The sequence below is a fragment of the Arenibaculum pallidiluteum genome, assembly GCF_017355985.1.
GTDB classification, from domain to species: Bacteria; Pseudomonadota; Alphaproteobacteria; order Azospirillales; family Azospirillaceae; genus Arenibaculum; species Arenibaculum pallidiluteum.
Map to the genome: position 1 here is coordinate 486,164 of NZ_JAFIQU010000003.1, position 19,752 is coordinate 505,915.

The 19,752-nt window shown below is 70.4% G+C and carries 19 protein-coding genes; 10 read left to right on the plus strand and 9 right to left on the minus strand.

Features of this window, described 5'->3' with window-relative positions; genetic code table 11:
- Positions 1 to 2 precede the first annotated feature (2 nt).
- From serS to JUB13_RS09485, 4 genes are read left to right on the plus strand one after another with little or no spacing between them, the layout of a single operon-like run.
- A complete protein-coding gene (serS, locus tag JUB13_RS09470; RefSeq protein WP_207478544.1) occupies positions 3 to 1,283 on the plus strand; it encodes a serine--tRNA ligase in 1,281 nt (426 codons plus the stop codon).
- On the plus strand, positions 1,276 to 2,052 hold the full coding sequence (gene surE / locus JUB13_RS09475; protein WP_207478545.1) for a 5'/3'-nucleotidase SurE: 777 nt from the start codon (positions 1,276 to 1,278) through the stop codon (positions 2,050 to 2,052). The genes serS and surE overlap by 8 nt, the downstream gene beginning before the upstream one ends.
- Positions 2,049 to 2,717 carry a protein-L-isoaspartate(D-aspartate) O-methyltransferase gene (locus tag JUB13_RS09480; protein ID WP_207478546.1) on the plus strand — a complete coding sequence of 223 codons (669 nt, stop codon included), beginning with the start codon at positions 2,049 to 2,051 and terminating at the stop codon, positions 2,715 to 2,717. Before surE ends, JUB13_RS09480 begins: the two co-directional genes overlap by 4 nt.
- Positions 2,642 to 3,931: a LysM peptidoglycan-binding domain-containing M23 family metallopeptidase gene (locus JUB13_RS09485; protein ID WP_328702900.1), complete on the plus strand. Its 1,290-nt coding sequence runs from the start codon at positions 2,642 to 2,644 to the stop codon at positions 3,929 to 3,931. The genes JUB13_RS09480 and JUB13_RS09485 overlap by 76 nt, the downstream gene beginning before the upstream one ends.
- On the opposite strand, the gene JUB13_RS09490 is transcribed toward JUB13_RS09485, so the two are convergent.
- Positions 3,888 to 4,742 carry an ATP-binding protein gene (locus JUB13_RS09490; protein ID WP_207478547.1) on the minus strand — a complete coding sequence of 285 codons (855 nt, stop codon included), beginning with the start codon at positions 4,740 to 4,742 and terminating at the stop codon, positions 3,888 to 3,890. The two genes, JUB13_RS09485 and JUB13_RS09490, sit on opposite strands and share 44 nt — an antisense overlap.
- A gap of 157 nt (positions 4,743 to 4,899) precedes the next feature.
- On the opposite strand from JUB13_RS09490, the gene yajC reads away from it, so the two are divergent.
- Positions 4,900 to 5,313 carry a preprotein translocase subunit YajC gene (gene yajC, locus JUB13_RS09495; protein ID WP_207478548.1) on the plus strand — a complete coding sequence of 138 codons (414 nt, stop codon included), beginning with the start codon at positions 4,900 to 4,902 and terminating at the stop codon, positions 5,311 to 5,313.
- Between the two features lie 151 nt (positions 5,314 to 5,464).
- Positions 5,465 to 5,839 (plus strand): Mth938-like domain-containing protein, encoded by a 375-nt coding sequence (locus tag JUB13_RS09500; RefSeq protein ID WP_207478549.1) that lies wholly within the window; start codon positions 5,465 to 5,467, stop codon positions 5,837 to 5,839.
- Between the two features lies 1 nt (position 5,840).
- On the opposite strand, the gene JUB13_RS09505 is transcribed toward JUB13_RS09500, so the two are convergent.
- The 4 genes from JUB13_RS09505 to JUB13_RS09520 all read right to left on the minus strand — a co-directional run bounded on the left by JUB13_RS09505 (position 5,841) and on the right by JUB13_RS09520 (position 9,593).
- Positions 5,841 to 6,437 carry a superoxide dismutase gene (locus JUB13_RS09505; protein WP_207478550.1) on the minus strand — a complete coding sequence of 199 codons (597 nt, stop codon included), beginning with the start codon at positions 6,435 to 6,437 and terminating at the stop codon, positions 5,841 to 5,843.
- Positions 6,438 to 6,511: 74 nt separating this feature from the next.
- Positions 6,512 to 7,834 (minus strand): hydroxysqualene dehydroxylase HpnE, encoded by a 1,323-nt coding sequence (hpnE, locus tag JUB13_RS09510; protein ID WP_207478551.1) that lies wholly within the window; start codon positions 7,832 to 7,834, stop codon positions 6,512 to 6,514.
- Positions 7,835 to 7,842: 8 nt separating this feature from the next.
- Complete coding sequence (locus tag JUB13_RS09515) at positions 7,843 to 8,724, minus strand: squalene/phytoene synthase family protein (RefSeq protein WP_207478552.1); 882 nt, start codon at positions 8,722 to 8,724, stop codon at positions 7,843 to 7,845.
- Positions 8,721 to 9,593, minus strand: a complete 873-nt coding sequence (locus JUB13_RS09520; protein WP_207478553.1) for a squalene/phytoene synthase family protein — start codon at positions 9,591 to 9,593, stop codon at positions 8,721 to 8,723. The genes JUB13_RS09515 and JUB13_RS09520 overlap by 4 nt, the downstream gene beginning before the upstream one ends.
- 134 nt (positions 9,594 to 9,727) lie before the next feature.
- Between JUB13_RS09520 and JUB13_RS09525 the strand changes: the two genes are divergently transcribed.
- Positions 9,728 to 10,579, plus strand: a complete 852-nt coding sequence (locus JUB13_RS09525) for a phytoene/squalene synthase family protein (RefSeq protein ID WP_207478554.1) — start codon at positions 9,728 to 9,730, stop codon at positions 10,577 to 10,579.
- A 19-nt stretch (positions 10,580 to 10,598) separates the two neighbouring features.
- On the opposite strand, the gene trmFO is transcribed toward JUB13_RS09525, so the two are convergent.
- Together trmFO and JUB13_RS09535 are read right to left on the minus strand one after the other, a co-directional pair.
- A complete protein-coding gene (trmFO, locus tag JUB13_RS09530; protein WP_207478555.1) occupies positions 10,599 to 11,954 on the minus strand; it encodes a methylenetetrahydrofolate--tRNA-(uracil(54)-C(5))-methyltransferase (FADH(2)-oxidizing) TrmFO in 1,356 nt (451 codons plus the stop codon).
- Between the two features lie 104 nt (positions 11,955 to 12,058).
- The gene (locus tag JUB13_RS09535) at positions 12,059 to 12,943 is read right to left on the minus strand and encodes a LysR family transcriptional regulator (RefSeq protein ID WP_207478556.1); all 885 of its coding nucleotides are present in this window, start codon (positions 12,941 to 12,943) and stop codon (positions 12,059 to 12,061) included.
- 131 nt (positions 12,944 to 13,074) lie between these two features.
- Between JUB13_RS09535 and JUB13_RS31995 the strand changes: the two genes are divergently transcribed.
- Entirely contained in the window at positions 13,075 to 13,992 is a 918-nt protein-coding gene (locus JUB13_RS31995) for a DMT family transporter (RefSeq protein WP_207478557.1), read from the plus strand.
- Between the two features lie 43 nt (positions 13,993 to 14,035).
- On the opposite strand, the gene uvrA is transcribed toward JUB13_RS31995, so the two are convergent.
- Positions 14,036 to 16,888, minus strand: coding sequence for an excinuclease ABC subunit UvrA (gene uvrA / locus JUB13_RS09545; protein WP_207478558.1), 2,853 nt, complete (start codon positions 16,886 to 16,888; stop codon positions 14,036 to 14,038).
- Positions 16,889 to 17,114: 226 nt separating this feature from the next.
- Between uvrA and ssb the strand changes: the two genes are divergently transcribed.
- Positions 17,115 to 17,657 (plus strand): single-stranded DNA-binding protein, encoded by a 543-nt coding sequence (gene ssb / locus JUB13_RS09550; protein ID WP_207478559.1) that lies wholly within the window; start codon positions 17,115 to 17,117, stop codon positions 17,655 to 17,657.
- A gap of 125 nt (positions 17,658 to 17,782) precedes the next feature.
- Here ssb and JUB13_RS09555 read toward each other — a convergent pair whose 3' ends face one another.
- Positions 17,783 to 19,225: an alanine/glycine:cation symporter family protein gene (locus JUB13_RS09555; protein ID WP_211115503.1), complete on the minus strand. Its 1,443-nt coding sequence runs from the start codon at positions 19,223 to 19,225 to the stop codon at positions 17,783 to 17,785.
- A gap of 228 nt (positions 19,226 to 19,453) precedes the next feature.
- On the opposite strand from JUB13_RS09555, the gene JUB13_RS32345 reads away from it, so the two are divergent.
- On the plus strand, positions 19,454 to 19,720 hold the full coding sequence (locus tag JUB13_RS32345) for a chromate transporter (protein ID WP_328702901.1): 267 nt from the start codon (positions 19,454 to 19,456) through the stop codon (positions 19,718 to 19,720).
- Positions 19,721 to 19,752: the final 32 nt, after the last annotated feature.

Below are 19,752 nucleotides of genomic sequence, written 5' to 3' on the forward strand. Positions count from 1 at the left end.
CCATGCACGACCTCCGACAAATCCGCGAGAATCCCGGGGTTTTCGACAAGGGGCTCGAACGTCGGGGCATGTCTCCGCTTTCAGCCGGGATCCTGGACATCGACGCGCGCCGGCGTGCCGCCCAGACCGAGCTGCAGACCCTCCAGGCGCGGCGCAACGACGCTTCCAAGGAGATCGGAGCCGCCAAGAAGCAGGGCGACGAGGACCGGGCCCGCGCCCTGATGGAGGAGGTTGCGTCCCTGAAGGACCGCATGACCGAGGCCGAGGCGCAGGAACGCAACCTCGGCGCGGAGCTCGACGGCATTCTGGCCGGCCTGCCGAATCTGCCCGCAGCCGACGTGCCGGACGGTCCCGACGAGAGCGGGAACGTCGAGCTGCGGCGAGTCGGCACGCCCGGGCATCCCGGCAGGGAGGCCGAGCATTTCGAACTCGGCGAGGCTCTGGGCTACATGGACTTCGGCGCGGCCGCCAAGCTTTCGGGTGCGCGATTCACGGTCCTGAAGGGCCCGCTCGCCCGGCTCGAGCGCGCGCTCGGAGACTTCATGCTGGATGTCCATACCCGCGAGTTCGGATACACCGAGGTCTCGCCGCCGCTCCTGGTGCGCGACGAGGCGATGTTCGGGACCGCCCAGCTGCCGAAGTTCCGCGAGGACCAGTTCGCCGTCAGCTCCGGGCACTGGCTGATCCCGACCGCCGAGGTCCCGCTCACGAACCTCGTCTCGGACGAGATCCTGGACGAGGAGGAGCTGCCGCTGCGCTTCACGGCGCGCACGGCCTGCTTCCGCGCGGAGGCGGGGGCCGCCGGGCGCGACACGCGCGGCATGATCCGCCAGCACCAGTTCTACAAGGTCGAGCTCGTCTCGATCACGGCGCCGGAGCAGTCGGAGGCCGAGCACGAACGCATGACGGAGGCGGCCGAGACAGTCCTCAGGCGCCTGGGGCTTCCCTTCAGGACCGTGGTGCTGTGCACCGGCGACATGGGGTTCGCCTCGCGCAAGACCTACGACATCGAGGTCTGGCTGCCCGGGCAGGGCGCCTATCGCGAGATCTCGAGCTGCTCGAACTGCGGCGACTTCCAGGCGCGTCGCATGAAGGCGCGGTGCCGGCCGCGCGGCGAGAAGCAGACGCGCTTCGTGCACACGCTGAACGGCTCGGGGACTGCGGTCGGGCGCGCGCTGATCGCGGTGCTGGAGAACTACCAGCAGGAGGACGGATCCATCGCCGTTCCGGACGTCCTGCGGTCCTATATGGGCGGTCTTGAGAGGATCGAGCGGCATGGCTGACACCGGAGCCCCGCGCGCCCCGCGGATCCTGATCTCCAACGACGACGGGATCCAGGCGCCGGGGATTGGCGTGCTCGAGGAGATCGCCCGGCAGCTCTCGGACGATGTCTGGGTCGTCGCGCCGGAGGTCGAGCAGTCCGGCGCCAGCCACTCCCTGACGATCCACAGGCCGCTGCGGCTGCGCCAGCTCGATCCGCAGCGATTCGCAGTGGACGGCACGCCGACCGACAGCGTGCTGCTGGCGATCAACCACGTGATGAAGGACCGCCGGCCCGACTTGGTCCTGTCGGGCGTAAACGGCGGCAGCAACATCGGCGAGGACGTGACCTATTCGGGCACCATCGCGGCGGCCATGGAGGCGACGCTGCTGGGGGTCCGCGCGGTCGCGCTGTCCCAGCACCTCGCCGGGAGGCCGCCGGACTGGTCCACGGCGCTGCGCTGGGGTCCGGAAGTGGTGCGGCGCCTGCTGACGGCTTCCTGGAGCCGCAATGTCCTGATGAACGTGAACTTCCCGGCGGTCGGGCCGGATGAGGTCTCGGGGATCCAGGTCGTCCGCCACGGCAAGCGCAAGATCGGCGACGACCTGCACGAGCGCGTCGACCCGCGCGGGCGCGCCTATTTCTGGATCGGCACGCTGCGCGGCGAGGAGGACGTCCGCCAGGACACCGACGTGGGCGTCGTCCTGAACGGCGGCATCTCGGTCACGCCACTGCAGCTCGACCTCACGCATTACCCGACGCTGGAGCCGCTGGGGGAGCTGTTCCGGTGAGCCTGCAAGCCCGGAAGATCCGCCTGATCATGCAACTGCGGCGCTCCGGGGTGACGGACACCTCAGTCCTCGGCGCCATCGAACGGCTCCCGCGCGAGGCTTTCCTGCCTCCCGCCTTCCACGACCAGGCCTGGGAGGACAAGGCTCTGCCGATCGGCGAGGGGCAGACGATCAGCAGACCGCTGGTGGTCGCCCAGATGACGCAGGCCCTTGAGCTCACCGACCGGCAGAAGGTCCTGGAGATCGGCACGGGCTCCGGCTACCAGGCGGCCGTCCTCTCCCGCCTGTGCCGCCGGGTCTATACGGTGGAGCGGCACCGCCCGCTCCTGCGCGAGGCCGAGGCGCGGTTCGCCGCGCTCCGGCTGCACAACATCACGACCCGTCACGGCGATGGGATGCGCGGCTGGCGCGAGCAGGCGCCCTTCGACCGCATCATCGTGACAGCCGCTGCCCAGCGGGAAATACCGGAGCCATTAACCAATCAGCTTGCCGTCGGTGGTATCATGATTCTCCCGATGGAGGGGCGGGGCCGCGCGCAGAGCGTGTGGCGCGTCCGGAGGACCGAATCCGGCCTGGAGCGGGAGGAGCTGTGGCCCACGCGTTTCGTACCCCTGCTGCCGAACGCCGTGCCGGAGGCGTTCTCGCCGGCGGGCGCGCCGGCCTGACCCGGGGCGCGCTGCCCGCGTTCGCCGCGGCGCTGGTGCTGGGAGCCTGCGCCCCGGCGCCGCGACCGGCCGCCATGGGCGATCTGATCCCGGTGACGCAGCACGGAGTGGAGGCTCCGCCGCCGCCTAGCGCCGGCGGCGCGCTGGTGGTGGCGTCGGGCGACACGCTCTACGAGCTCGCGCGGCGCTATGGCGTTCCCGTCCGGGACCTGATCGACGCCAACGGCCTCAAGCCGCCCTACGTCCTGCAGGTGGGCCAGCGGTTGACGCTGCCGAGCGCGCGCTATCACACGGTCTCGCGGGGGGACACGCTCTATTCCGTTTCGCGCATGTACCAGGTCGACATGGCCGAGCTCGCCCGTGCCAACGAGCTGAAGGCGCCCTTCTCGGTGCGTCTGGGCCAGCGCCTGAAGCTGCCCGGGGCCGACGCTTCCGAGGTGCAGGTTCAGGTCGCCTCGGCAGCGCCTGTGGTCTCTGCGGGTGCTCCGGCGCGCCCGCCGCTTCCCGCCGCCAGGCCGCCGCGCGCCGCCACCACGTCCATGCCGGCGGGACCGGCTGCGTCCAGCCCGGCCATCGCGCCGCGGATGGAAGCTTCCCCGACGCCGACGGCGGCCGAGGCTTCCCCGATGCAGGCGCAGTCGAAGCCGCAATCCGAGCCGCCGGCCCTGCCGCCGCCAGCGGCCAAGCCCGCGAGCGTGGCGCGCGTGGAACCCGCGCCGCCGGCATCCTCGGTGACCCGTCAGACCGCCGCGACCGTACCGCCGGCAGCCGAGCCGCCGGCGCGGAGCGCGGCGCGCTTCGCCTGGCCGGTCCGCGGCTCCATCGTCTCCGACTTCGGCCCCAAGGCCGGCGGCCTGCACAATGACGGAATCAACATCGGCGCCCCGCACGGGACCACCGTTGTCGCCGCGGAGAACGGCGTCGTCGCCTATGCAGGCAACGAGCTCAAGGGGTTCGGCAACCTGCTGCTGATCCGGCATTCCGATGGCTGGGTCAGCGCCTATGCCCATCTCGACGAGATCAAGGTCGCCCGCGGAGCCAAGGTGAAGCGCGGGCAGCGCATCGGATCGGTCGGCAGCACCGGCGCCGTGACCTCACCCCAGCTCCATTTCGAGTTGCGCCGCGGCAGCCGCGCGGTCGACCCGCGCGAGCACCTGGGACCGAGGTCGGTCAGCCAAGCCGACGCTTCTGACGGCCCGCCAAGTCCTGGATGAACTGCCAGGCGACCCGCCCGGAGCGGCCGCCGCGCGTCATCGCCCATTCCACGGCCTGGGCATGCAGCTCGTCCGTCGGCAGGTCGAGCCCGAAGCGCCGCGCGTAGCCCTCCACCATCGCGAAATAGGTCGGCTGGTCGCAGTTGTGGAAGCCCAGCCAGAGGCCGAAGCGGTCCGATAGCGAGACCTTCTCCTCGATCGCCTCCCCAGGGTTGATCGCCGTCGAGCGCTCGTTGTCGATCATCTCCCGCGGCATGAGGTGCCGGCGGTTCGAGGTCGCGTAGAACACGACGTTCTCCGGCCGCCCCTCGACACCGCCCTCGAGCACTGCCTTCAGGCTCTTGTAAGCCGCGTCGTCGTGGTCGAAGGACAGGTCGTCGCAGAACAGGATGAATCGCCGGGGCTGGTCCCGCAGCAGGCCGAGCAGCACCGGGAGGGAGGGAATGTCCTCGCGGTGGATCTCGACCAGCCCCAGGCCGCCGGTCTCGGCCGCCACCTGGGCGTGGACGGCCTTCACGAGCGAGCTCTTGCCCATCCCGCGCGCCCCCCAGAGCAGGGCGTTGTTGGCCGGGAGGCCCTCGGCGAATCGCCGCGTGTTCTCCAGGAGCTGGTCGCGCTGCCGCTCGACGCCCTGGAGAAGCTCGATCTCGACCCTGTTGACCCGCTGCACCGGTTCGATCCGCGCTCCGTCCGCATGCCAGACGAACGCCTCGGCCGATGTCAGGTCCGGCGGGGATGGCGGGACCGGGGTCAGCCTTTCCAGGGCGTCCGCGATGCGGCGCAGCTGCATCAGGATCTCATCGGCGTTCATCGATGACCAGTCTTCATGGGGGCGTCAAAGGGGGCGGGCGGCAACCCTAGCACGCCGAGGCACGCGCACAAGCGGGCGAGCCGGTTTCATTTGCGATCCGGGAGCGTACGGCTATAGTCCCGCGGACCCGAAGAGACGTCTCGACAAGGAGCAGGACATGTTGGTTTCCACCGCTTGGGCCCAGACGGGGCCCGCGCCGGGGGCCTTTGAGTTCGCGAGCTTTCTGCCGCTCGTTCTGATCTTCATCGTCTTCTATTTCCTGCTGATCCGTCCGCAGCAGAAGCGCATGAAGGAACACAGGACGATGCTCGACGCGCTGCGTCGGGGCGATCGCGTGGTCACGGGTGGCGGCATCATCGGAACCGTCACCAAGGCCGATGCCGATGAGGTGACGGTGGAAATCGCCGAGAACGTGCGCGTGCGCGTGCTCAAGAGCACCATCACGTCGATCCTGCAGAAGACCGAGCCCGTGAAGGGCGGCGGCGCCGGCGACAAGCCGGCCGAGGCGCCGGCGCCGGCGGCCCCGCCCGCGGGCGCTTCGCCGCTGGGTAGGATGTTCGGGCGGAAGTAGCCGTCCGGCGTGCCCTTGGCGATCGCAGGTCGGCCCTCCATGTTCACGGCGAACGGCGCAGCCCGTCTCAGCACGGGCGCGCCGGATGGGCAGCACCGGCTGCCGCCGAATTGAACGGGCCGGCCAGGCCTCGGCCCGGAGGGGTTTTTCCATGGACGTGACGCCGCTCATTCCTGCCGGGCGCCAGATCATCGAAGATTATGGGCCGGGCGGCTTCCGCGTATCGGGGGTCGTCTTCGGCGGCCCGGTCCTGGTACTGCCGGAGCGCAGCCTCGATTGGGATGTCGCGTCCTTCGGGGAGCTGACGGAGCGGAGCTTCGATCCCGTCACTATGGCCGAGCCCCGCCCCGAGCTGCTGCTGCTCGGCAGCGGTCCGCGAATCCAGCTCCTCCCCTCGCGCCTGCGGCAGGCGATCAGGGCCCATGGGGTCGTGATCGAGGTGATGGATACCGGCGCCGCCTGCCGGACCTACAACGTGCTGTTGGGCGAGGGGCGGCGCGTCGGCGCCGCCCTGTTGCCGGGATAGCTCAGGCCGCGAGGCGCTGCGCCACGAACTCCCAGTTCACGAGATTGTCCAGGAACGCCTTGATGTAGTCCGGACGACGGTTCTGGTAGTCGAGGTAATAGGAGTGCTCCCAGACGTCGCAGCCCAGCAGCGCCTTCTGGCCATGGGCCAGCGGGTTCTCGCCGTTCGGCGTCTTGGTGACCTTGAGCTTGCCGCCGTCCTCGACCAGCCAGGCCCAGCCCGAGCCGAACTGCGTGACACCGGCCTGCGTGAAGGCCTCCTTGAACTGCTCGACCGAGCCGAAATCGGACTTCAGGCGCCTCTCGAGCTCGCCGGGGATGGAGCCGCCGCCGTTCTTGCGCATGCACTGCCAGAACAGGATGTGGTTCCAGTGCTGGCCGGCGTTGTTGAAGATGCCCTGCTTGGACGCATCGCCGTAGGACGCCTTCACGACCTCCTCCAGGCTCATGGACGCCATGGGCGTGTCCTTCACCAGGTTGTTCAGGTTCGTGACGTAGGCCTGGTGATGCTTGCCATGGTGCAGGTTCAGGGTCTGCGCCGACATGAACGGCTCCAGCGCATCGTGCGAATAGGGCAGCGGGGGCAGTTCGAAGGCCATGGTTCCTCTCCTTATCATTTGGTGGGCATGAACTCGTCGGCGCGCCACAGTGCCGCGCGGCACCAAGACGCCATTCACGCCCCCTGAGATATGCCCGGTGCGGGCGCGCGTAAAGCGCGGATAAGGCCAGCTTCCGCCGTGCCCCTCGGCAGCAGGGTTGCACGGGCCGCGCGTGCCCCCGACAGAATGGCACCCTCGATGGTGGCTGGGAGGCCGGTGGCGGTCCAGTCTCCGGCGAGCGTAAGGTTCTCGATGCCGGTCCGCGGGCCCGGCCGCCGCGCCTCCTCTCCGGGGGTCTGCCGGAAGGTCGCCCGCCGCTCCTTCACGATGCGGTACGCCGGTGGCGGGCCACCTGTGCCGAGCGCCCGCGCGACATCCCCCCACAGTTCCGCGGCGAGTGCCTCGGCCGGCCGGTCGGCAAGCCGCCCGGCTGCGCTGACGGTGACCGACACCACGTCGCCGCGCGCGAAGAGCCATTCCGCCGTCCCGCCGACGAGGCCGAGAAACGGCAGCCCGCCCGGCAGGCGCGCGGGCTCGGCCAGACGGAAATGCGCGTTCAGGATCGTGCTGCCCCCCTGCGGCACCGGAAGGCCGGGCAGGAGCGCCGAGGCCTGGTGCGGCGGCAGCGCCAGGACCACCGCATCGCCCGGCGCCAGCGGGATGGTTCCCGACGTGAACTCCAGTGCCGCGACGCGGCTTCCGTGCATCCGCAGCGCACGTAGCCGGCTGTGCAGGGCAACCGTCGCTCCCTGCCGGGTGAGATAGGCCAGCGCCGGATCCACGAAGCAGTCGGACAGTCCTCGTGCCGCGATCATGGGGCGGCAGGCCGCCTCGCCTCGGAATAGCGTCCGCCGGAACACTGCGCCCAGCAGGCGCGCCGATCCGGACCCAGGCTCCTCGTTCAGGATCGAGACCGCCAGCGGCTGCCAAAGCCGCCCGAAGGCCGGGCCCGCGGGATCGAGCAGATCGGCGACCCTAGCTCCCGCCGGGGCAAAGGCGAGCCGCAGCCCGGCCAGATGGGCGCGGAGGCCAGCGCCCGGCGTGCGCCGGCGCCGGTCGAGGAGCCACCAGGGCAGAGGACCCGCATTGGGCCGCAGGCACCACGCGTCGCCTGTCGCGAGGTCCAGGAAGGGGAAGGCCGCGGGGCGCAGCTCCAGCAGGCGGTCGCGCGCGCCGATCCGGTCCAGGAAGGCAAGGGCAGCCTGGTTGCCGCTCAGCAGCAGGTGGTTGCCGTTGTCCAGCGTCCGATCCAGCTGCTCGTCGTGGAACGAGCGGCAGCGACCGCCGGCATGGCCGGCCGCGTCGTGGAGCGCGACGCGGCGACCGGACATGGCCAGCGCGGTCGCCGCCGATAGCCCGGCGAGGCCGGCGCCGATCACGTGCACCCGACCGGTCATCGGGGCGGTCATCTTGCCGGCGCGCGTCCTGCCGCGCATCGGAACGTGACCCAGGCGCAGGTCGCGCCAGCAAGCCGCGGTCGCGCATTCAGCGGCCAGCCGACCGCGGCCATGGATGCCAGCAGGCGCCGGTACAGGATCATCATGGCCCGGGCGGACCACAGCCGTCGGCGCGGCCAGCGCTCCAGCAGCCGTCCGGCCTCGGCGAAGCGGGCTTCGGCCAGCGCCGCCAGGGACCGGCACGCCATTGCGAGCTGCGGATGGGCGAGCACCGCCGTCGGATCGGTGTCCGCGATCCCGGCCTCGACGAGCAGGTCGCGCGGCAGATACAGCCGCCCCATGGCGGCATCCTCCTCGAGGTCACGCAGGATGTTGGTGAACTGGAGCGCCTCGCCCAGCGCCATGGCGAAGGCCTCGGTCTCGGGATCAGCGCGGTCGAAGATCCGGATTGCGAGCAGCCCGACGGCGCCCGCGACCCGGCGGCAATAGAGACGCAGCTCGTCAAGCGTCGGTGCGCGCACCGACGCGCCGATGTCCATGGCGACGCCGTCGATCACCGCCTCGAGCTCGGTGGGCGGCAGCGCGTAACGGAGCATCGCGTCGCGGAGGTCGCCGACCAGAGGGTCCTGCGCCGCCACGGCCGGGAGGGCGCGCACGTGCTGCCGCCACCGTTCCAGCCGCAGGCGCTGATCCTCGGGGTCACCGGGCTCGTCCGCGATATCGTCGACGGCGCGGCAGAACCGGTACACCGCGAAGATCGCCGCGCGCTTGCGCGGCGGCAGCATCAGCATCGGCCAGTAGAACGTGCTGCCGCCGCCCTGTCCGTCGCCCTGTCCGCCGCCCTTTCCGCCACCGGGCGCGACGGAGGACTCCACACCGGCTGCGGTCATCGGGCGGCGAGACCGCGTGCCAGGCCCGACAGGGCGGCGCCCGCGCGGCCGAGCGTGGAAAGCGTCACCTTGCGCGCCAGCGGATCGTCGCGACGGAGCCTGCGCGCCAGCGCCTTGGCCAGCGCCAGCGTGATCGATGCCTCTAGGCGCAGGCGACGGTCCTCGATGAGGCGGGGCAGGGCGTCGGCGCGCGCGAGAAGCCCGTCCACCTGGTCCAGCACCCGGTCGAGCACCGCGCGCATGCGCATGTCGCTGCGGGTCTCGACCAGGCGCTCAGGGCTAAGACGCGCCTGCTCGAACCAGCTCAGCGGCACGTAGCAGCGGCCAAGCCGGACCCAGTCCTCGCGGACGTCCTGGACGTGGTTGATGATCTGAAGGGCCGCGCACAGGGCGTCGCTCGCGGGCACCGGGCGCTGGCCCTCGCCGTGGAGCGCAAGTAGGTAGCGGCCGACCGGCACGGCGGAGTAGCGGCAATAGAGCAGCAGGTCGCCCCAGTTGGCGCATCGCTCGTTGCGCGCGTCCCTGCGGAACGCCTGGATGAGTTGCCGCGCATAGGCCGGCGAGACGCCCGTCGCCGCCAGGCTCGCCCGCAACGCGAGCGCCGGCGCCAGATAGGGCGTGGGGGCCTCGCCCGTGGTCAGCGCCTTGTCGAGGGCGTTCAGATGCCCGAGCTTCGCCTCCGGTTCCAGATCGGGATCGTCGGCGATGTCGTCGGCCAGGCGGACGAAGCGGTAGAAGGCCATCACGTGGGGGCGCAGCCGTGCCGAGACCAGCCGCGAGGCGACTGGGAAGTTCTCCTCGGCCGAGGTCTTCCGCGCCGTCGGCTCCTCCGGGCTCAGGCTCGGCTGGATCGTGCGGTGGTCGGCCATGCGCTGCGGTTCCGGCTGTGGGACGGCCCGGGTGGTGCATCCTGCGGCGAATGCCGATATGACTCACCCGAACCGCAATATAGGTCGGCGGCCCGGATTTGGCCCGGGTTCCCGAGGCGACCCCCCGAAATTTCATGGCACCATCAGAGGGCACACTTTCCTACTGCGGCGAGCAGGTCCGGCGCAACGACCGGGACAGGTTCCTGACCTGCCTGTTCGCCCCGCCCGAACGCCGCGAATGGCTGTTCGGCCTCTACGCCTTCAACGTGGAGGTCGCCAAGACCCGCGAGGTGGTAAGCCAGCCCATGCTCGGCCAGATTCGTCTCCAGTGGTGGCGCGACGCGTTGGACGAGCTCTACGTCGGCACGGTGCGTGCCCACGAGGTGCTGCAATCCCTTGCGCCGGCCGTCGCGACCGGGCGGCTGGAACGGGACCGGTTCGAGGCCGTGCTCCTGGCGCGCGAGGCCGACCTGGAGGAGGGTCCGCCGCCCGACATGGCGGCCCTGGAGGCCTATGCCGACGGCAGCTCGGGCGCGCTGGCGCTGCTGGCGCTGGAGGCGCTGGACGCCGGCAGCGACGCCGCGGCGACGGCGGCGCGCCATGCCGGGATCGCCTGGGCTCTGACCGGGCTGTTGCGCGCCGTCCCGTACCATGCGCGGATCCGGCGCATCCATCTGCCGGCCGATCTCATGGCGGCGCACGGGGTCTCAGCGACGCGCCTCTTCGAGGGGCGGCGCCCCGATGGCCTTCCGGCGGTCGCAGCCGCGATCGGGGGCGTGGCCCGCGCCCATGTGGAAGCGGCGCGGGCGGTCAGGCGCGGCGTTGGGCGCGCCGCCATGCCTGTCCTGCTCCAGGCCGCGATGGCGCAGACCTATCTCGGCGTTCTCGAGCGCGCCGGCTGGGATCCCTTCGCCCCGCGCGTGCCGATGGCGCATCCGCTGCTGCAGCTTCGGCTCGCGTGGCGGGCCTTCATCGGCCGCTACTGATGGGGCCGGGCGGGGGCGGTCAGGCCGCCACCGGCACCTTCCCCAGCCATGCGTCCAGATCGGCGAGCGCTCGGCGCGTGTAGGCGAGCTTGCGCTCCCGCCCGCGGTGCCGCTCGTCCACCGGTGGGAACAGGCCGAAGTTCACGTTCATGGGCTGGAAGGTGTCCGACTCCGCCCCGCCGGTGATGTGGCCCAGAAGCGCACCCAGCGCCGTGGTCGAGGGTGGCCCGGAGATGGCTTGCCCATGGCGCTCGGCGGCGGCGAATCGGCCCGCCAGCAGGCCCATGGCCGCGCTCTCCACATAGCCTTCGACGCCGGTGACCTGGCCCGCAAATCGCAGGCGCGGCAGGGCGCGCAGGCGCAGGGTTCCGTCGAGCAGCTTCGGACTGTTGATGAAGGTGTTGCGGTGGATGCCGCCGAGGCGCGCGAATTCGGCATTCTCGAGCCCCGGGATCATCCGCAGGACGCGCGTCTGCTCGCCGTACTTCATCTTCGTTTGGAAGCCGACGAGGTTGTAGAGCGTACCCAGCGCGTTGTCCTGGCGGAGCTGCACGACCGCCCAGGGGCGCCGCCCGGTATGCGGGTCCGTGAGCCCGACGGGCTTCATGGGGCCCCAGCGCAGCGTATCGGGGCCGCGCGCGGCCATCACCTCGATGGGAAGGCAGCCTTCGAAATAGGGCGTGTCCTTCTCCCACTCCTTGAACTCGGTCTTCTCGGCTTCCAGCAGCGCCTGAATGAAGGCCGCATACTGCGCCTTGTCCATCGCGCAGTTGATGTAGTCGGAGCCGGTGCCGCCGGGGCCCGGCTTGTCGTAGCGGCTCTGGAACCACGCCTTGCCCATGTCGATGCTGTCGCGGTGGACGATGGGGGCAATGGCGTCGAAGAAGGACAGGCTCTCCTCGCCGGTGAGAGCCCGGATCGCTTCGGCCAGGGCCGGGGACGTCAGGGGGCCGGTCGCGACGACGACGCTTTCCCACTCCGCTGGGGGCAGCCCCGCGATCTCGCCCCGCGCGATCGTCACCAGCGGATGCGCAGCGAGCGTGCGGGTCACCTCCTCGGCGAAGCCGTCGCGATCCACGGCCAGCGCCCCGCCGGCGGGAACCTTGTGCGCATCGCCCGCGCGAAGCACCAGCGACCCGCAGCGTCGCATCTCCTCGTGCAGCAGCCCGACGGCGTTGTATTCGGCATCGTCCGACCGGAAGGAGTTGGAGCAGACCAGCTCCGCCAGACGGTCGGTCTGGTGAGCCTCCGTCTCGCGGACGGGCCGCATCTCGTGCAGGACGACGGGCACGCCGGCGGAGGCGAGCTGCCAGGCGGCCTCGCTGCCGGCGAGACCGCCGCCGACGACGTGGACGGGGGCGGGAAGGGCGGACATGAGTTTCGTCTTGCCTGAGGTGTTGAGGGATGCGCCCCTAGATGCGGCCCTCATGCGAGCGGCGCAAGCGCGAACCGTCCTGGCGCCGCGCTCGGCATCCGCGATCACGCCGCCGTCGTGGCCGGGCGGCTCTGCGCCGCCCCGATATTCTCCATCAGGAACTCGGCAACACGCCGCACCGGCGCGGTCGTGCGGGCCGCCCCGGCGAGAAGGGCGATCTCCGACGGCGGCTGCTCGTCGAAGCCGTCATCGCGCGTCAGCCGGCGGTGGTCCTCGAGCACGGCATCTTCGGCAAGCAGGCTGATGCCGAGGCCCGACGCGACGGCGGCCTGAACGCCCATCAGCCCCTGGCTCGAGAAGGCGATCCGCCAGCGACGCCCGCGCCGCTCCAGCGCGTCGATCACCCGCGCCCGGTAAATGCATCCCGGCGGGAACAGCGCCAGGGGCACGGGATCGCCATCAAGCGGCGCCCCGCGTCCCGCGACCCATGCGAGCCTTTCGGGCCAGGCAGCCTGACTGGCGCCGTCCCCGGGCTCGCGCTTCACCAGCGCGAGATCGACCTCGCCGGAATCGAGCCGACGCCGCAGCTCCCGGCTCCAGCCGCTGGCGGTGTCGAGCCGGATCTGCGGCTCGGCGCGGGCGAAGGCGGAAAGCAGCGCGATCAGCCGCCGGCCCGCGAAGTCCTCGGGCACGCCCAGCCGGACCGTCCGCGGTGCGGCCGGCCAGCGCATCGCCTCCTGCGCCTCTGCCGTCAGCGCAAGGATCCTGCGGGCGTAGCCGATCAGAATCTCGCCCTCTTCCGTCGGACGGATCCCACCGGATCGCTCTCGGATCAGGAGCTGCCTGCCGACCGCGGCTTCGAGCTTTCGGACCTGCTGGCTGACGGTGGACTGGGTCAGGTGCAGCCGCTCGGCCGCGCGCGTGAAGCCGCCCGCGTCGACGACGCCGGCAAGCGCCTTCAGCAGATCGGGATCGAGCGTTCCTGCCATTACGGTATCCACTGGAATGGAGTGCTGGATTTAATTTCCAACTGGACCCGCTGGTCGTCAATCTCCGGCGCAAAGAGGTCGCGCCGACGCCCGAAAGGCTGGGGCAGGGGCGATGCGGAAGGGAGCCGCGCGTGAGTGCCGAAAGGACCGCAATCATCGTCTCGGTCATCCGGCGCGCTTCGCCGGCGTGGATGCTGGCCCCGGCACTGTTCGTCGCGCTGTGGTCGACCGGCTTCCTCGTGGCGCGCGCGGCCGCTCCCCATGCCGACCTGAACCTGTTCCTTCTCGCGCGCTTCGCCCTCGCGGCCGGCATCCTGGCCGTGCTTTCCGTCGCGGCGGGCGTGCCGTGGCCGGGGCCGGCGCGCGCCGCGTTCCATCTCGGCTGCGGTGCGCTGATGCACGGCGTCTATCTCGTCGCCGGCTACGGTGCAGTCGCCATGGGAATGCCCGTGGCCGTGATGGCGTTGCTCGGCGCGCTGCAGCCGCTGCTGGCGGGGCTGGCCATGGCGCTGTTCGGCCGCCCGCCGTCGCGCGGGCTCTGGGGCGGCCTCGCCCTGGCTATGTGCGGCACCGGCATGGTTCTGGCGCCGGCGCTCGGCAGCACGGGAAGCTTCCCTGTCCTCTCGCTCGCGCCGGCGCTGCTGGCCGTCGTCGCGCTGACGGCGGGGACAGTCCTCCAGGGCGCCGAGGCCGCCCGGGGGGACCTGCGCAGCGCCGGCGCCATTCAGAACGCGGGGGGGGCGCTGGTGGCGCTGGCGGCGCTGCTCGCCTTCGGCAACATGCGGTGGGATGGGGCCGGGGCGCTCTGGATCGCGCTGGCCTGGTCGGCGCTCGGCCTGTCGGTCGTGGCGGTGAATCTGCTGGTCGGCCTCGTCCGTCGCGAGGGGGCGGCCAAGGCTTCGGCACTGATGCTCCTGGCGCCGCCGCTGGCCGCGCTTCTGAGCTTCCTTGCTTTCGGGGAGCAACTGCGGCCAGTCCAGGTCGCGGGTTTCCTCCCCGCTCTCCTGGGCGTGCTCGTTGCCCGGCGCCCCGCTGGAACCGCGCCATGACGGCGCGGCCCGCGGGGGAGGCCGAGAAGACCGCAGGCGGGCGTCAGGACGCCTTGCGCCGCGAGGGGGCTGCCTCGAGATAAGGCGCGAGGTACCGCCCCGTGAAGCTGCGGGGCTCGCGCACGATCGCCTCGGGCGGACCGGAGGCCACGATCTCGCCGCCGCCGTCGCCACCGTCGGGACCGAGGTCGATGATCCAGTCGGCGGTCTTGATGACCTCCAGATTGTGCTCGATCACGACCACCGTGTTGCCCTGCTCGACCAGCGCGTGGAGCACCTCGAGCAGCTTGCGGACATCCTCGAAATGCAGCCCGGTCGTCGGCTCGTCCAGGATGTAGAGGGTCTTGCCCGTGGCCCGGCGGCTGAGCTCCTTGGCGAGCTTCACCCGCTGCGCCTCGCCGCCCGACAGCGTCGTCGCGGCCTGGCCGACATGGATGTAGCCGAGCCCGACCTCGTCCAGCATCCGCATCTTGTCGCGGATCGAGGGCACGGCCTTGAAGAACTCGGCGCCCTCCTCGACGGTCATGTCGAGCACGTCGGCGATGCTCTTCCCCTTGTACTGGATCTCCAGAGTCTCGCGGTTGTACCGCTTGCCGTGGCAGACGTCGCAGGTGACGTAGACGTCGGGCAGGAAGTGCATCTCGATCTTGGTGACGCCGTCGCCCTGGCAGGCCTCGCAGCGTCCGCCCTTCACGTTGAAGGAGAAGCGCCCAGGGCCGTAGCCGCGGGCCTTGGCCTCGGGAAGGCCGGCGAACCAGTCCCGGATCGGCGTGAAGGCGCCGGTATAGGTCGCGGGGTTCGAGCGCGGCGTGCGCCCGATGGGCGACTGGTCGATGTCGACGATCTTGTCCAGGAACTCGACGCCGCGGATCTCGCGGTGCGGCGCGGGATGCTCGCGCGCGCCCATCAGGCGCCGAGCCAGCGCCTTGTACAGCGTCTCGATCACGAGCGTGGACTTGCCGCCGCCAGAGACGCCCGTCACGCAGGTGAAGGTGCCCAGCGGGATCTTCGCCGTGACGTCCTTGAGGTTGTTGGCCGTGGCCCCCACGACCTCGAGGAACTGCCCCTTGTGTCCCGGCCGGCGGTGCTTTGGCACGGCGATGCTGCGCGCGCCGGTCAGGTACTGGCCGGTGAGGCTGGATGGCGAGGCCATCACCTCCTCCGGCGTGCCGGCCGCGACCACCGTGCCGCCGTGCTGGCCGGCACCCGGCCCCATGTCGACGAGGTAGTCCGCGGCGCGGATCGCGTCCTCGTCATGCTCGACCACCAGCACCGTGTTGCCGAGGTCGCGGAGCCGCCGCAATGTCTCTAGCAGCCGGTCGTTGTCGCGCTGGTGTAGGCCGATCGAAGGCTCGTCCAGCACGTAGAGGACGCCCGTCAGGCCCGAGCCGATCTGGGAGGCGAGCCGGATACGCTGGCTTTCGCCGCCGGAGAGCGAGCCCGAGTTGCGCGCCATGGTCAGGTAGTCGAGCCCGACATTGACCAGGAAGCCCAGCCGCTCGTTGATCTCCTTCAGGATGCGCGCGGCGATCTCGCGGTCCTTGGGGCGCAGGTGCTCGTTGAGCTCCGCGAACCAGGCCTCGGCAGCGCGGATCGACAGGGCCGCGATCTCGGAGATGTTCCTCCCGCGCACCTTGACCGCCAGCGCCTCGGGCTTCAGACGGGCGCCCTTGCAGACCTCGCACGGCATGGAGGACTGGTACCGGCCGAGCTCCTCCCGGACCCAGGCGCTGTCGGTCTCGCGCCAGCGCCGCTCCAGGTTGTTCAGGATGCCCTCGAAGGGCTTGGAGGTCTCGTAGCTGCGGAGCCCGTCGTCGTAACGCATGGTCACTGGCTTGCCCTTGGAGCCGTAGAGCACGCCGTCGCGCGCCTCGGCGGGAAGCTCGGACCAGGGCTTTGAGGCGTCGACCCCGTAATGCCGCGCGAGGCTCTCCAGCGTCTGTGCGTAGTACTGGGAAGTCGAGCCCGCCCAGGGCGCAATGGCGCCGTCGCGCAGGCTCAGCCGCTCGTCCGGAACCACCAGCATGGGGTCGAAGTACAGCTTCTCGCCGAGCCCGTCGCAGGCCGGGCAGGCGCCGAAGGGATTGTTGAAGGAGAATAGCCGCGGTTCGACCTCCTCGATGGTGAAGCCGCTGACGGGGCAGGCGAACTTCGAGGAGAAGGTCGTGCGCTCGCCGCCGTCGGCGTTGTCCGCGAAGACCAGCCCTTCGCCGAGCTCCAGCGCGGTCTCCAGCGAATCGGCCAGACGGTTGCCGAGCCCCTCGCGGACGACGACGCGGTCGACCACCACCTCGATGTCGTGCTTGAGCTTCTTGTCGAGGGCGGGCGCCTCGTCGATGTCATAGAGCTCGCCGTCGATGCGCACGCGCTGGAAGCCGCGCTTGCGCATCTCCTGCAGCTCCTTCTTGTACTCGCCCTTGCGGCCGCGGACGATGGGTGCCAGCAGGTAGAGGCGCGTGCCCTCGGGCATCTCCATGATCCGGTCGACCATCTGGCTGACGGTCTGGCTCTCGATCGGAAGGCCGGTCGCGGGCGAGTAGGGGATCCCGACTCGCGCCCAGAGCAGGCGCATGTAGTCGTAGATCTCGGTCACGGTGCCGACGGTCGAGCGGGGGTTGCGCGACGTCGTCTTCTGCTCGATCGAGATGGCCGGCGACAGCCCCTCGATGGCGTCGACGTCGGGCTTCTGCATGAGCTCCAGGAACTGGCGCGCGTAGGCCGACAGGCTCTCCACGTAGCGGCGCTGGCCCTCGGCATAGATCGTGTCGAAGGCCAGCGACGACTTTCCGGAGCCCGAAAGGCCCGTGATCACGACGAGGCTGTCCCGCGGCAGCTCGACGTCCACGTTCTTCAAATTGTGTTCCCGCGCGCCGCGGACCGTGATAGATTTGTTCATGTTCCGTTCTTACCAGACAGTCAGGCCCCGTGGAAGGCCCTTCCTTTCCTCGCCGAAGCCTGGCGGAAGGGATCGCGGTCCAACCAAAAAACCGGACTCATATTGGACGGGACATCGCGATTGCGAGCGTGGAATCTGAGCGCGTTCTGCACCCTGTCCATGCGCGGGACGGCGCGCTAGGGTGCAGCGGAATCTGGTCGGCCGTCGACATAGGAGCGAGAGGGACATGGCAGGCGTCAACAAGGTGATCCTGGTCGGGAACCTGGGCAAGGATCCCGAGATCAGGAACCTCCAGAACGGGGGCCGGGTCGCGAACTTTAGCCTGGCCACGTCCGAGACATGGAAGGACAAGGCCACCGGCGAGCGCAAGGAGCGCACCGAATGGCACCGCGTCGTGGTCTTCAACGAGAACCTCGTTGGCGTAATCGAGCGCTTCGTGAAGAAGGGCTCTAAGCTCTACGTCGAGGGGCAGATCGAGACGCGGAAGTACACCGACAACTCCGGGCAGGAGCGCTACACGACCGAGATCGTGCTGCGCCCCTATCGCGGCGAGATCACCCTGCTCGACAGCGCGGGCGGCGGTGCCGGCGCCGGCGCGGGCGGCTACGGCGCGCCCGAGGAGGAGTTCGGCGGCTACGGCGGTGGCGGCGGTGGCGGCGGCGGGTTCGGCGGCGGTGGCGGGTCGCGCCCGTCCGGCGGCGGGAACCGCGGCGGCGGAGCCCCGGCGCGCGGGCCGGTCGACGATCTCGACGACGAGATCCCGTTCTGAGGGCTGCCTCCGGAACCGGACGGACACGGGAAGGGCCGCGGAAACGCGGCCCTTTCTGCTTGGCCTCGGGGAGGCGATCCTCCCCGGTTCGACGCCTGAGCGGTAGCCGGGGGCCGGATGCCGCGTCACTCGCCGGGGGCGGTCCCCATCGCGGGTTCCTTGCGCCAGACCCCCGTTCCGATCCGGCCGGGAAGGTGGGGATTCGGGTACGAGTTGAACACGGGGACGCCGTGGCTCCGGGACTGCTCGTAGTCCTTCAGGGCGCCGAGGGCCCATGGCGCCAGGAGCACGATCGCCACGAGGTTGACCAGCGCCATGAGGCCCATTGTCGTGTCGGCGAGGGCCCAGACCAGGGGCAGCTCGCCCAGGCATCCGCCGACGATGGCTAAGAGGACCAGGAGTTTGAAGCCCGACAGCGCAGCCGACCGTGCCCCGAGATAGGTGAGGTTGCCGTCGGCATAGGCGTAGTTGCCGATGATGGACGAGAAGGCGAAGCAGAAGATCACGACGCTCATGAAAGCCATGCCGATGCTGCCGAATGAGGCGGCCACGGCCGCCTGGGTCAGCGTGGCCCCCTCGACGGCGCCCGGCTGCGCGGGATCGTAGAGGCCCGAGACCAGCACGATGAAGGCGGTGGCGGAGCAGATCACGATGGTGTCCACGAAGACGCCGATCGCCTGCACCAGGCCCTGGGCGGCCGGGTGCGGGAGCGTTGCCGTCGCAGCCGCGTTGGGCGCGCTGCCCATGCCCGCCTCGTTGGAGAAGAGGCCGCGCTTCACCCCGTTGAGCATGGCCGCGCCGATGCCGCCAATGGCTCCGCCGACGGCCTGTTCCAGGCCGAAGGCCGAGCGGAGAATCAGGTCGAGTGCCTCGGGCACGCGATCCGCGTTCATTCCGACGACGATGGCGGCCAGCAGCAGATAGCCCAGTGCCATGAAGGGCAGCAGCAGCTCTGCGACCTTGGCGATCGCGCGCATCCCGCCGAACAGGATCGGGGCCGCGAGCAGGACGAGGACGATCGCGGTGAGCAGCGGCGGAATTCCGTGGGCCGAGCTGAACGTGTCCGCGATGGTGTTCGCCTGCACTGCGTTGAAAGTCAGCCCAAAGGTGATGATCAGGAGGACGGCGAAGACGCTTCCCCAAAGGCGGGAGCCGAGGCCGCGCTCGATGTAGTAGGCAGGGCCGCCCCGGAAGGTGCCGTCCGGCTGGGGCAGCTTGAAGAGCTGGGCGAGGGTCGCCTCGATGAAGGCGGTCGCCATGCCGAGCAGGGCCACGACCCACATCCAGAAGATCGCCCCCGGCCCTCCGAGCGTCAGGGCGATCGCGACGCCCGCGATGTTGCCGGTGCCGACGCGAGACGACAGGCCGATGCAGAAGGCCTGGAACGAAGAGATGCCGCCCTTGGAGCCGTGACGCGACCCCAGCAGGGCAGCCCAGGAATGCGCGAACAGGCGGAACTGCATGAAGCGCGAGCGGACCGTGAAGTAGAGCCCGGTGCCGATCAGCAGATAGATCAGCAGATGATTCCAGATGATGCCATTAAGCCAGCCAACGACGGTCTCGATCATCGTGGGACCTTCCCTCGGGCTATCGCGGATCCACGGCCGACAGCATCCAAACCGGAGGTGGGAGGCTTCGTTCCCAGGGGAAGGCAGGGACGCTGCGGTCGCCCCGGTGCTCCCGTCGGGCTATGATGGGGCATCCGGGCACCGGAGCGCGGCACGTCGCGCTGGATGCGCTCCATGCGTGGTCTCGCCACGCGGTAGGCGAAACCCACACATTGCGAGGGCGCGGGAGTGACGAACGACGTGGCGGGCCGCCCGCCAAATCTCCGCGCGGCGCCGGTGGGGCACCATGGCGTGACCCTTGGCGAGGCTTTCCGGACCTGGGCGCGGATCGCGGCGTTGAGCTTCGGAGGCCCAGCCGGCCAGATCGCGGTGATGCACCGGATCCTGGTCGAGGAGAAGCGCTGGCTCGGCGAGGCGCGTTTCCTGCACGCCCTGAACTACTGCATGCTGCTGCCGGGCCCGGAAGCCCAGCAGCTGGCGGTGTATGTCGGCTGACTGATGCACCGCACCGTCGGCGGGCTGATCGC